The sequence below is a fragment of the Bacteriovorax sp. Seq25_V genome, assembly GCF_000447795.1.
In the GTDB taxonomy this organism is placed as follows: domain Bacteria; phylum Bdellovibrionota; class Bacteriovoracia; order Bacteriovoracales; family Bacteriovoracaceae; genus Halobacteriovorax_A.
Window position 1 is genome coordinate 20,467 of the sequence record NZ_AUNI01000003.1, and the last position, 11,166, is coordinate 31,632.

The window sequence follows — 11,166 nt, forward strand, 5'->3', positions numbered from 1 at the left end:
GTTTGAGGGGTTTTTAAAAATGAAGAATATTTCAAAAGTTTTATTAGTAATATCAATGTTATCTGCACAGAATATTTTTGCTGCTGACGCTGCAGCTGGTAAGTCACTTTACGCAAAATGTGTTGCTTGTCACGGACAAAATGGAGAGGGAAACCCTTCTCAAAAAGCTCCACGAATCGCTGGTCAACATGACTGGTATATTTACTCATCGCTTGTTGCTTTTAAAAAAGGTGAGAGAAAGAACCCAACAATGCTTCCATTTATTAAGAATCTTTCTGATAAAGATTACCAAGACTTGGCAGCTTACGTTTCTCAAATGAAATAATATTAAGACAACATCTTAAAAGGAAGTAATATGCAAGGGAATGCTAATCAACTTGTCTTTAATGAAGTAACTAAAGCAGACGATATTCAAAAAGTTTTTGACTACAATATCGATGCTTTCTCGGATAGTCCTGATTTTAAATGGACTCTTGATGACATTAAAAAAGAAGTTAAAGATGGATGGCATCTTTACTCTGTTATTCTAAATGGCGAAATCATCTCAGCTGCCTTTTGTAAGCTTGAAGGTGAAGTTCTACACAGTAAGAATACTTCAATTAAAATTCAGCACCAGGGTTCTGGTTATTCACATCGAATTATGGAATTCTTTGAGTCGAGAGCTAAAGAACTTAAGTCTTCATCGATTGTTCACTACTGTGCGATTGATAACTTTAGACAATATGCCCTTAATGAAAGCCATGGTTATGTTAAGACTTCTCGTAAACTTGGCAAGCTTGGACACACTACGGAGTGGATCAAACTACTTAAGTAAGCTAAATCTTCTTGGCCTTAATATATCTTTGTATTAGGGCCTCTGATACCCAATTCTTTTTCTTAGACCTTTCAATAAACTTGTCACAGTAAAGAGTAGGGTTTCCTTTCGGGAAGCTTCTCGCACCACTATAATAATCAATGCAAGCACGAGTATAGACCTCGAAGTATTCTGGAAAGTTCTTGTTGATATAGGTAATGATGACATCACTTCTTTTTTGATCGGAGATATTAACAATGTCATCAGGTAGGGTTTGAAATGACTTTATATTTTCAAGAACTGTCTCTCTTAATTTGTGATCCTGTGATAGGCCGCTAAGCTTATTCCAGGCAAAATTAAAAACGTCACCAATTGCAGGTCCGTTAAGTAGATAAAGAGTAAGTGCTGTGGCCTCGAACTTTTCATCTGTCATTTGAAAGGCCTTGAGGTACTTATAAAGCTTTTCGCGTTCTGAATTATTCTTAGTTGTAATAGTTTCTTTTTTTAGTTCACTAGCAATTGCCTTGCGACAACTTTCATCCATGATGTGAGCAACATTCTTAAATGTTTGGTCAGTACTATCTTGCGAAGAAACTGTTTTAATGAGAAGAGCTTTGATATTTTTAAAATTCTCCATTTTAGAACAGTAAATCTTTGAACTATCGTCATTCAATATAGAGATAAGGACTTGGTCGGCAATCTCACTTGAAATTACTTGTGCTAGGTGAAAGAGTTGTTGGTCTATCTCGACAAATCTTTTGCTGCTAGACCAGTACTCTTGTAATTTCGACTGGCAATTGCTTTTTGAATCGACACAGACCTGGAAGAACCCAAGGGCATATTTTGCAAAAATAAACTGAGCATAGTGATCTGTTTTGAGTGTTGCATTTGAGAGATAACCTAGAATCGAGTCAAAGGTTTGATTGCTAAATTCTTTTTTCTCTGTCGCTGTCTTAATAGAGAGGGCCAGCATCTCTAACGTCATTTTCTTCCAATCTTCATCTCTTTGAGTTGGCCTAATATCAAGATAATGGTCCAGATATTCTTGATATGATTTCTGCTTAAAAAGTACCTTAAGGTCGTCTTTTGTATAAGTCTCTCTTGCAATGGTATTTGCACATAAAGAGATGAGAAGAATTATAGCGATTCGGTGAAGCATCTTAGTTATTACAAAGCTTTTCAATTGTTTCAATAAGATCTTTTCGTTTAAAAGGCTTAGATACCATCATGACTCTTCCATTGTACTTGGAGAGATCAATCCCATAGGCATCATCACCTGTTGCAAGAATTGCTAGGACCTCAGGACGAGTAGTTAAGACTTGTTCGATAAGTTCCTGTCCATTTATTTCTGGCATAATATTGTCTGTGATTAAGATCGTATAATCGTGATTTGAAGAGATAAAACTTAGGGCATCATTTGGATTGAAAAAGATTTCAACATTGTATCCTTTTGAGATAAGCGAAGTGCCAGATAGTGTTGCAATTTTCTCGTCGTCATCAACTAAAACAATGTTTGCTGCCATGTGTAATCCGTTCGTTTTTAATTTCCAAGTAATCAATTATATGAGAAATAGTATATCGTTAAAATTTCAAAATAACAAAATCATTTCGTTTTTAGGAGCGTTGAATGTCGAATATGCTTTTCGATCACCATTTACTAAATATTACTAATATAGCACTCGATTCTGGTTGGAGTTTATTCTTCTATCCTGAGTTTTCCAAAGTTATCTTAAATAAGGATAATTCTAAATTAGTTTCAGGGTTTGAAGCAGAGTTAAGTTCTTTTTTTAAACTTCAAAAAAGTTTTAAAGCACAAGTTCATGTTAATGGTGTCCATCTTCTTGTAAGCGTTGATGCTCAGTCAAAAGAAGTTAGGCTTGGTACGGCCAGGCTAGCAAATGAAATTTTTCTTCTTGATCAAATTGAATCAAGTCTTGATAGCGAAGTGATCAACTTACGTGAATCAAATTCAGTTTACCTTGCTTTCAAAAAACACGTTGAGCTTATTAATTCAATTCCAGTTTCTTCTCATCCTGGAATAAGTAAGATCGTCGCGGCCCATGGAGATCTAACTCCACTTGAAGAGCTCGAAAGTGAAGAAGTCCTCTCTCGCGTCAAGGTAATTACGGAAAATCTACTAAAGAATGTTGAATCATATAAGCCAATTCTTTTTGAAAAAATATCAGACTTTGCCCTTTCTTTAACGGCACGTTTTGCACTTCTTAGAATTCACTTGTTAAAGTTTATTGCTATTCTTCCATCTCTTGACTATGACAAGTCTGGTGTTGAGGTGAAGAAAATTTTACTTGAGTCCCTTGAGAGGCTTTTAGTCGATAGCCGTAAGGCCCGTACTAATAACTTAAAAGGAGAAATGGCGGCACTTCCTCTGTTTTGGTACTCATTATTTTTTACTGCTTATTTCGTCGCAAAGATTTTCCCGGCAGCGCCTCTCGCAATGTTGATTAGGTTTTCAGTTCGATTTATGGCGAAACGATTCATTGCAGGAGAAACGATTGAGCTAGCGGAAAAGAACTTTGCACAGCTTTTTGCAACTGGACGAGATGTGACTCTTGATCAACTCGGTGAGCTGGTTGTTTCTGAAAAAGAAGCTGATCATTATATGAAGGAAGTTATTAAACTTGTTGAAGGTTTCTCCCTCCATATTAATAGAGGGGAGAAAAATGGAGCAGGTATCCTTAAGGCCCACGTTTCGATTAAAGTCTCTGCTCTTTGCTCTGATTTTAAGCCAGAGGCCTTTGATTACACTTATGCACTTGTGGCCCCTCGCTTAAAGGAAATTCTTCTTAAGGCGAAATTGAATGAAGTTTTTATCAATATCGATGCTGAACATTACCATTATCGTGACATCGTTTTTAAAATTTATCGTAAGGTACTTCTTGAAACTGAAGATCTTAGATCATTTGCTCACACAGGGATCGTAGTTCAAGCATATCTTAGAGATGCAGTTTTCCATTTACGCGAAGTTATTGCTCTCGCGAAAGAACGTGGCATCACTATGCCTGTTCGCCTTGTTAAAGGTGCCTATTGGGATGCTGAAACAGTAGAGGCGACTGCTCATGGGCATAATGCACCTGAATTTTTAAATAAAGAAGAGACAGATATACACTTCAGACAAATGGTAAATGAAATTTTTAAGGCATACCCACATCTTCAAATTTGTCTTGCTAGTCATAATTTCTCTGATCACGCATTTGCTTTTGCTCTAAGAGAAGCAAAATATCCAAATCTTCCTGCTATTGAACATCAGTGTCTTCACATGACATATGAAGCACTTTCGACAGCAATGGCAAAAATGGGGTGGGCCGTAAGAAATTATGTGCCAATTGGAAGTCTTATTGTTGGTATGGCCTATCTCGTTAGACGAATTATGGAGAACTCTTCTCAAGTTGGAGTTCTAACTATTATGCGTTCACATAAGAAGAAAGTTTCACTTCTTTCTCCTTTAACAATTTTTAAAACAAATCTTGATAATAATGCATTAGCATTTGACCAAACAATCACAAATCTTGATGGTGCATTTTTCAACACTCCTCCACTTAGAACATATCTTGATGAGGAAAGAGCAAGTATTGAAGAAGTTTTAAATGACGACTCTTTTTTAGGGACAACGTTTGAAAATGCATTCTCATGTGGAGGAGATGAAATTTCTATTTTTTCTCCTTCCGAGGAAAATAAAGTTGTTGGAAAGATTCATTTTGCCACAGTTGAAGATACCGAAAGAGCACTTAAAGTTTCTGATGAAGCTTTCTATGATGGTGCATGGTCAAACCTTGATTTCTCGTTGAAGTGCACTGTGATGACTAAGGCCGCACTTCTTATGACAATTAGAAGAAATGAACTTTCTCGTCTTATTATGCATGAGTCAGGGAAAGCACTTTCAGAGGCACTTGCCGATGTTGATGAAGCAATTGACTTCATCAATTTCTACATAAGAGACCAAAAGTCCATTCTTGATACTACTGAAGTTGTAGGGCGTGGTGCTGCCGCTGTTATTGCTCCATGGAATTTTCCTTTAGCAATCCCATGTGGAATGATCGTGAGCTCACTAATTGCTGGAAATACTGTTATTTTAAAATCTGCAGAGCAAACCCCACTTATCGCACAAGTTCTTGTTGATCTTCTTCATGAAGCAGGTGTTGATAAGAGTAGCTTAATTCATCTTCCTGGTGTCGGCGAACTTGTAGGTGAGAAGCTAATTAATTCCGAGGAGATTGCTACAATTGTTTTCACTGGATCAAAGGCCGTAGGTGTACATATTGCTAAATGTGCAGCGAAAAGACTTTATAAGAATAAGAAAACAGGTGCTACTTATCAGGTGAGAGTTATTACTGAGATGGGCGGAAAAAACGCTGTTATCGTAACTAATAATGCTGAGCTTGATGAAACCGTTAGTGGTATCCTCTATTCAGCCTTTGCCCATGCTGGTCAGAAATGTTCTGCATGTTCGCGTGTTATCGTTCATAACAAGGTAAAAGAAAAGCTTGCAACTAGATTAAGTGAAGCGGCAATGGATCTTAAAGTTGGAAAGGCAACTGACTTTAGTGCATTTGTTAATCCAATGGTTAATAAAGATGAAAAAACACGCATTATATCTCAAGTAAAAGAAGCTTCTAATGAGGCCGTTCAATTTGGGGGGAAAGTCTACCTGGATAGAAGTAATGAAGAACTTCCTGGTAGCTGTGTTGGTCCCGTTGTTATTGAACTACCTTTTAATCAGGCCATCAAAAAAAGTAGTTTCGCAATGAAAGAACTCTTCGCTCCTGTTATTCACATCATAGGTTATGATACTGCTGAGCAGGCCATTAAAATTTTCAATGGCACTGAATATGGATTAACCGGTGGAATCTTTTCTCAGTCACAAGATGATATTGATTTCTATACTGAGCGAATGCAATGTGGAAATATTTATGTGAATCGTCCAATTACTGGTGCTCGTGTCGCGATTGAGCCATTTGGCGGTTTCAAACTTTCTGGAACTGGTCCAAAGGCCGGAGGTGTCGATTATATTAGAGCATTGAGTGTTGAGGCCCATATTGGTCAATCTGAGCATCCCGCGATTAAACAGTCTTTTGAAAAAGGATCTGATTATCTTGTGGATTTCGCAAAGGTAAGTGGTCTCTATGATGCAAGTCGAGTAGAAAGAGCGATTAGATCTATTGATGAGATCATCTCAAATTTTGGTCCACTCTTTCCAGGTGTTTTTGGAACAGAGAAGTCTCAGTTACAGAATTTACGCCAATGGTTGGTCAATGATTTTCAGACTATTATCAATTCACCACGCGATAATAGAATTATCCCTGGGCAGCTGAACTACTCTCATTTTGATTCATTCAAATCGCAATGTGTTTATCTCTCTCTAGGTGAGAAGGTTACAATTAATTCATTTGCCAATTTTATTATGGCCGTAGCTTGCGGACTTGGAGTGACAGTTCTTTGCTCTAATAATAAGGCCTATATCTGGTGGAAGTATCTTATTGATATACTCGTAAAGAATAGATTCTCTCCTCGAAATATTGAATGCTTCTATGTGAACTTTGATAAGATGAAGAAAGAAGATGGGCAATTTGTTGATGTCTTCATTGTTGATGGCGATGATTCTTCTTACTTAAAAGTTGTAAACTATATGGAGCAATTTATTGGTAAAAAAGCGATGCCGAAAATTATCTATGGACGTGATGAAGTCGCAAGTTCATGCTTTGAGATGATGAGACCTTACGTTAATGAGCGTTCTTTTGCTGTTAACGTGATGAGGCATGGGGCACCAATGGAAGTATCTCTATAATGAAGATCTTAATTCTTGGTGCTGGCAATATGGTTGAGGCCTTCTTTGGGAGAAGTGTCGAGAGTTTTACGAGTGATGAAATTTCGATTACATCACCTAGTAATACAAGCAGTCGTGACTTTGCTAAAAATTATGGAATCAATTTTATAAATTTTGAAAATGCATTTGACGTTGAATACGATGCTTATATTCTTGGGATGAAGCCTCAGGTTTTGTTAGAACAAGCCAAGTTTTTTGGAGAAAAAATTCCTAAGGGAAAATTGATAATTTCGATACTCGCTGGGGTAGATGTAAATAAGCTACAAGGTATATTTTCTACATCACAAGTAATTCGGCTGATGCCCAATACTCCTTCGGCCGTCTCTATGGGGGTTTGTCCTGTTTATGCAACTAGTTCAACTGATGAGCTTTTCTTGGATTATTTCGCAAAGTCACTTCAAAATACAGGACTAATTTTCTTCGTTGATAATGAGGATAAATTAGATAAAATTACTCCATACTCAGGAAGTGGCCCAGCCTACTTTTTTGAAATCGCTCGTATCTATACAGAAAAGCTGATTAGTGAGGGGATTCCTGCTGATCTTGCAAGAGAGGCAATTGCGATGACCATGAAGGGATCGGCCGAGTTAATACTTCAAAGTAATAAATCTCTTGATACTCTTAGAGATAACGTAACTTCCAAGAAAGGAGTTACCTATGAGGCGCTCGCGGAGATGAAAGAAAATAAATTAGAATTGATTCTTAATAGTGCAATTGATCGTGCACACAGAAGAGTTACAGAATTAAAAAAGGGTAGTTAATGTCAGCAATTAAAAAAATCTATAAAGCACTTCCTGAATCTATTAGAGATACAGCTCTCGTTCGTACATTTGGTCTTTTCAAAGTTCCTCTTCTTTTTTGGATATCTCCAACAGTTGTTGAGTTATCAAAAGAGAGATGTGAGGTAAGAATTCCACTAAATCGAAAGACAAAGAATCATTTGAAGTCGATGTACTTTGGGGTTTTAGCTGCTGGTGCCGACTGTGCAGGTGGTTTAGCTGCGATGAAGCTTATTATTGAGAGTGGCCAGAATGTATCATTAGCATTTAAAGATTTTAAAGCAGAATTTCATCAAAGAGCTGAAGCTGATACTCACTTTATCTGTAATCAAGGAAAAGAAATTGCGGATTTTGTTACTAAGGTTGTTGAAAGTGGTGAAAGACATCACATGCCTGTCGAAATTGTAGCAATTTGTCCTAAAATCTCTCAAGAGCCAGTGGCCACATTTACTTTAACATTATCTCTAAAGAATAAATCTAAGAAGTCTTAGCCGGCTTCTTGGTCACTTTGAGTAAGCTCATCACTCTTTGAAATAGCTTCAAGCTTTCTTATTTCTTTCTTTTTAAATATTGTTTCGATCAGAATTGATTCTATAGAGAAGAAGTTTTTCGCTGCACTTTCGAGGTATCTGTCCCCATAGCATGGAATGGTAAATAGAGAGCAGTCTGTGTATCTTTCCTCTTTCAATAGTGAGGCAATGATTGAACAAGCAAGTTCACTTCTTTCTAGCGGAGTAAGATCTTGTGTCACTTCAAATATATCAAAATAGAGACTATTAAGTGTATCTCCTTCTTTTATTTTGCTTCGACCAAATAGGGGAAGGAGAGTACCTGCCATCTTAAAGATATTATCCATCTTTTGAATGTGAACTCTTTTAAGGTCATTCTCCTTACAATTTATAACTGCCAATAGCTTGCCTTCATCATCCCTCGTTAGGTAGCAATTCTTTTTCAAAATTTGATTCTCAATAATATCTTTATCGAGGATTATATTTATATCTTTTTCCTTGCCAATTTTTTGTTTGGCGAGAAAAGTTCTTATCTCTTCAAGTTCACTCAAACTTGCACAAGTTAGTTCTGCAGGAGGCCTTGAAAGAACAGGATATTTCTTAGCGAATATATTGATGATTTTATATTCTGTACTCTTTTTTATAGATATTGATCTACTTAAGCGTTCAAGTATTCCTTCGTGTGTTGAGTTCTCTTTTAGAATGAGTGCATAAAAATACTTACAATCACTGAATTCTGTTATCCTATCCTTGTCTTTTATAATTGCACTAAATGCATTCTGCCATTGCCTTTTCCCCTCTGGGCTTAGTTCTGGTGAAGTTGAGAAATCTCCAACGTAGCACACAGGCTGAATGGCACCGTCAATCAATATCCTTTGGATTGAAAATGTTGCAAAACCTTTTATCTTCTTATCTTCTTTTATGATGAGACAGTATGTATGTTCCTTTGTGAACGCAAAATAATTTTTCACACCTAAAGGATAGTCATAGTTGATCTTTACGCCATTGGTTTGGATAACCATTTTTTCTAAAAAATTATCTATCTCACCGATACCGTCGGTATTGATAATTTCTAGAAACTTATAATTTTGAAGGTATTCTTTGATACTAATCATAAGCTCTCCATTGCTTTATTGTAGAGAAATGAAGAGAAGTGACAATTTATGCTTTTTAAAAAATGGCAATAGCTCGCTAATTCAACAGGATAGGAATAATAGTATTCAAACTTTCAGCTATTTAAATGACTTAGATTGTTTTTACGAATTTGCCTGAATATCTAGGCAGGGTTTGAACTATCGATAAAGACACACTCGACTTCAAAGTTTTTCTCAACAAGTCCCATGAGTGCCTTGATTCCAAACTTTTCAGTTGCATTATGTCCGGCCGCAAACATATGAACATCAGACTCACGTGCTTCATGATAGTCATGCTCACTCATTTCACCCGTTAGGTAGGCATCAAGACCCTCGTTATAAGCATCCTTCCATCCTGAGTTAGCTCCGCCTGTGATAATTCCAACAGATTTAATCTGTGGCCTATCTTCAGCATTTGAGTGAAGAACTGAATGCTCCACCGCTGTCGCGATGATTTCTTTGACTTCTTCTGGTGCTTTCGGTTCTGCAAATACACCTTTTACACCAGTTGGCATCCCTTTATAGTCTCCAAATGGATGAAGGTTTGTGAGCCCTAACTTCTTTGCTAGAGTCGCAGCATTTCCAAATTCAATATGCCCATCTAGAGGAAGATGGTAACCAAAGAGATTTATGTCATTTTGAACTAATGGTTTTATTCTTTTTGCAAAGGATTTTGTAATTGTACGTGGTCCATGGAAGCTCCAAAAAAGACCGTGATGTACAACAAGACATTGGCAGCCCATTTCCACTGCTTTTTCTATTGATTTCTTTTGTGCAGAAACTGCAAAAGCAATTTTAGAAATATGCTCAACGCCCTCTATTTGTAGGCCGTTTGGTCCATAGTCTTTATACTGTTGAGGAGAGAGTATTACATCAAAAAATTTTTCTAATTCACTTCTCTCAATCGTCTTCATTTTAGTTCTCTGGATGCTCAGTAAAGAATTGAGACCTTGTCGTTGCTCTTTCCTTTTCAAATGAAAGCTTAATTTTTTCAACGGTCTCAATTAGCTCTTCATTGTCTGGGCTAATTTCAATGGCCTGTTCGAACTCAATAATGGCCTTCTCATAATTATGAACCATCATGTATGCTCGTCCAGCATTGATATATGGAAATTCCTTGTTTTGATACTTAATTGCTTTCTTTGCTAATTCAAACCACTTTAAAGCTTCTTCTATAGACCCTTCGTTAAGTAGGATTGAGCCAAGGTCATTGTAGGCAGGCCCAAAGTCTGGATCAAGCGAAATTGCTCTTAGGCATAAGCTCTTTGCTTTTTCTGGTTCTCCAAGAAGTGTATAGATCCAAGCAACTAGAGTATTAACTTCCGCTGTATCCTTAAAGCTCTTGGCCTTTAGGAAGTGTTCTAAGGCAAGTTCATGATCCTTTTGGTATGCAGCTTTATGACCAAGAGATAGTGATTCTTCATATTTCTCTTCTCTTTTACTTTCAAGTCCTAGTAGGGAAGTTTTGTTGTCACTGACAACGGCCTTTACTTTCTCAATATCAAGTTGAAAGAGAACCGGAGTTAAGTCTTCTTCCATCTCTTCTTCATCTTCAATATCTTGTCTTCCACCTTCAAGTAGAGAGAATCTTCCAAACTTCTTCACTTCAGTTACTTGCTTTTGAGTGAATGCTGTTTCTGTTTTTACTTCACGAATAAGTGAAGTTCTTGGGAGTTGAACATCAATATTTGCAAACTTTGCGGTTAACTCATGAAGTTCTTTTCCATGCTTATAAATGCAATTAATAACAGCTGCCATATCGTTGATGATATTTGCTTTATTAGGTGATAATTTTAAAAATACTTCAACAAACAAGCATAGGTTTTTGAAGTTTGTTTTAGCTGTCTTAATATGCTCGCGATGAATTAATGAAGTATCGTTGTAATTAGTAGAGACAAATTTTGTTTTTACAATTTGCTCAAGTTCTTCTGTCAAATTACTAGCACATGTACGTATTTCCGCACGATGAAATGCACTCGATAGGTCGGTAATCGCGTGAAACAATCTGTCGATATAAGATTTCGCCTGAATTAGTTCACTTAGTAAAATTTCGTGGGCTGAGTTCATTTCAATCCTTTGAGTAGTCTAGGGAATAGCTCTCCGTAGCTAA

10 protein-coding genes are annotated in these 11,166 nt (G+C 36.9%); 5 read left to right on the forward strand and 5 right to left on the reverse strand.

The window, feature by feature from the left end; all coding sequences use genetic code 11:
* The first annotated feature begins 19 nt into the window (after positions 1-19).
* Together M900_RS00230 and M900_RS00235 are read left to right on the forward strand one after the other, a co-directional pair.
* Positions 20-325 carry a cytochrome c gene (locus M900_RS00230; protein ID WP_034730557.1) on the forward strand — a complete coding sequence of 102 codons (306 nt, stop codon included), beginning with the start codon at positions 20-22 and terminating at the stop codon, positions 323-325.
* Between the two features lie 30 nt (positions 326-355).
* Positions 356-814, forward strand: a complete 459-nt coding sequence (locus M900_RS00235) for a GNAT family acetyltransferase (protein ID WP_021272824.1) — start codon at positions 356-358, stop codon at positions 812-814.
* A 1-nt stretch (position 815) separates the two neighbouring features.
* Here the strand turns inward: M900_RS00235 and M900_RS00240 are convergent, their stop codons facing one another.
* Both M900_RS00240 and M900_RS00245 read right to left on the reverse strand, forming a co-directional pair.
* Positions 816-1,985 carry a hypothetical protein gene (locus tag M900_RS00240; protein WP_157680498.1) on the reverse strand — a complete coding sequence of 390 codons (1,170 nt, stop codon included), beginning with the start codon at positions 1,983-1,985 and terminating at the stop codon, positions 816-818.
* Positions 1,954-2,316: a response regulator gene (locus tag M900_RS00245; protein ID WP_021272853.1), complete on the reverse strand. Its 363-nt coding sequence runs from the start codon at positions 2,314-2,316 to the stop codon at positions 1,954-1,956. The genes M900_RS00240 and M900_RS00245 overlap by 32 nt, the downstream gene beginning before the upstream one ends.
* Before the next feature lie 104 nt (positions 2,317-2,420).
* Here M900_RS00245 and M900_RS00250 point away from each other — a divergent pair, with 104 nt between their 5' ends.
* From M900_RS00250 to M900_RS00260, 3 genes are read left to right on the forward strand one after another with little or no spacing between them, the layout of a single operon-like run.
* On the forward strand, positions 2,421-6,596 hold the full coding sequence (locus M900_RS00250; RefSeq protein ID WP_021272851.1) for a bifunctional proline dehydrogenase/L-glutamate gamma-semialdehyde dehydrogenase: 4,176 nt from the start codon (positions 2,421-2,423) through the stop codon (positions 6,594-6,596).
* Positions 6,596-7,396 carry a pyrroline-5-carboxylate reductase gene (locus tag M900_RS00255; protein ID WP_021272842.1) on the forward strand — a complete coding sequence of 267 codons (801 nt, stop codon included), beginning with the start codon at positions 6,596-6,598 and terminating at the stop codon, positions 7,394-7,396. Before M900_RS00250 ends, M900_RS00255 begins: the two co-directional genes overlap by 1 nt.
* Positions 7,396-7,905 (forward strand): PaaI family thioesterase, encoded by a 510-nt coding sequence (locus tag M900_RS00260; protein ID WP_021272818.1) that lies wholly within the window; start codon positions 7,396-7,398, stop codon positions 7,903-7,905. The genes M900_RS00255 and M900_RS00260 overlap by 1 nt, the downstream gene beginning before the upstream one ends.
* Here the strand turns inward: M900_RS00260 and M900_RS00265 are convergent.
* The 3 genes from M900_RS00265 to M900_RS16745 form a co-directional block, all read right to left on the reverse strand.
* A complete protein-coding gene (locus M900_RS00265; RefSeq protein ID WP_021272817.1) occupies positions 7,902-9,038 on the reverse strand; it encodes a hypothetical protein in 1,137 nt (378 codons plus the stop codon). The two genes, M900_RS00260 and M900_RS00265, sit on opposite strands and share 4 nt — an antisense overlap.
* A gap of 161 nt (positions 9,039-9,199) precedes the next feature.
* The gene (locus tag M900_RS00270; RefSeq protein WP_021272837.1) at positions 9,200-9,970 is read right to left on the reverse strand and encodes a Nif3-like dinuclear metal center hexameric protein; all 771 of its coding nucleotides are present in this window, start codon (positions 9,968-9,970) and stop codon (positions 9,200-9,202) included.
* Between the two features lies 1 nt (position 9,971).
* Positions 9,972-11,123: a tetratricopeptide repeat protein gene (locus M900_RS16745; protein ID WP_021272852.1), complete on the reverse strand. Its 1,152-nt coding sequence runs from the start codon at positions 11,121-11,123 to the stop codon at positions 9,972-9,974.
* Positions 11,124-11,166: the final 43 nt, after the last annotated feature.

Excerpts from the sequence above, each read along its gene's own strand:
- M900_RS00255 (WP_021272842.1), top strand. The coding sequence starts at position 6,596 with ATGAAGATCTTAATTCTTGGTGCTGGCAATATGGTTGAGGCCTTCTTT.
- M900_RS00230 (WP_034730557.1), top strand. The coding sequence starts at position 20 with ATGAAGAATATTTCAAAAGTTTTATTAGTAATATCAATGTTATCTGCA.
- M900_RS00250 (WP_021272851.1), top strand. The coding sequence starts at position 2,421 with ATGTCGAATATGCTTTTCGATCACCATTTACTAAATATTACTAATATA.
- M900_RS16745 (WP_021272852.1), bottom strand. The coding sequence starts at position 11,123 with ATGAACTCAGCCCACGAAATTTTACTAAGTGAACTAATTCAGGCGAAA.
- M900_RS00270 (WP_021272837.1), bottom strand. The coding sequence starts at position 9,970 with ATGAAGACGATTGAGAGAAGTGAATTAGAAAAATTTTTTGATGTAATA.
- M900_RS00265 (WP_021272817.1), bottom strand. The coding sequence starts at position 9,038 with ATGATTAGTATCAAAGAATACCTTCAAAATTATAAGTTTCTAGAAATT.
- M900_RS00245 (WP_021272853.1), bottom strand. The coding sequence starts at position 2,316 with ATGGCAGCAAACATTGTTTTAGTTGATGACGACGAGAAAATTGCAACA.
- M900_RS00235 (WP_021272824.1), top strand. The coding sequence starts at position 356 with ATGCAAGGGAATGCTAATCAACTTGTCTTTAATGAAGTAACTAAAGCA.
- M900_RS00260 (WP_021272818.1), top strand. The coding sequence starts at position 7,396 with ATGTCAGCAATTAAAAAAATCTATAAAGCACTTCCTGAATCTATTAGA.